This is a genomic window from Acidovorax sp. ST3 (genome assembly GCF_003231145.1).
Taxonomy (GTDB): Bacteria; Pseudomonadota; Gammaproteobacteria; order Burkholderiales; family Burkholderiaceae_C; genus Acidovorax.
Genome location: NZ_QKVP01000094.1, coordinates 1 through 578 on the forward strand (window position 1 = coordinate 1; position 578 = coordinate 578).

The window sequence follows — 578 nt, forward strand, 5'->3', positions numbered from 1 at the left end:
CGTCGAGCTGCCGGGCCAGTGCCTGTGCCTCTTCATCGCTGTCGGCCAGCGTGGTGGCGAGGTTGGCGAACACCTTGAGGTGGCCGCGTCCCCCGGCAGCGGCCACCTGTTTCAGGGCAGCGCCACGCGCCGAGATTTCCTCGCGGCCGCCGGACAGCAGCACGACATCGGCCCGGGTCACCGCGGTGGTTTCGTCGGCGCGCGTCTGCGGCGACATCAGCACCACCGGATGGCCCTGCGGCGGACGCGGCGCGTTCATCGAGGTGCTGATCGAAAAATGCGGGCCGTTGTGGTCGATGACGTGCACCTTGCCGGGATGCGCGAAGATCGATTCCGCCTTGTCCAGCGCCAGTGCACCATCTTCCCAGCTGTCGAACAGTTCCAGCACCACGTCGGAGAACTCCGCCGAGCGGGTGTCGTGGAAGGCGCTGTCAGTGCCGTCGAGGCGGTTGAAGTTGGGGCGGTCGGCCTCGTCCAGCCCCGGCACCAGCAGCCAGCCGGAACGGCCTTTCGACAGATGGTCAAAGGCGGTGAACTGGCGCGCGATGTTGAAGGGTTCGTTGTAGACCGCCGAAACC

Annotated in this window: 1 protein-coding gene; it reads right to left on the minus strand. The window is 67.1% G+C overall.

What is annotated here, in order from left to right:
* A partial coding sequence (locus DNK89_RS23740) for an LLM class flavin-dependent oxidoreductase (RefSeq protein WP_153064345.1) occupies positions 1–578 on the minus strand: 578 nt, incomplete at both ends.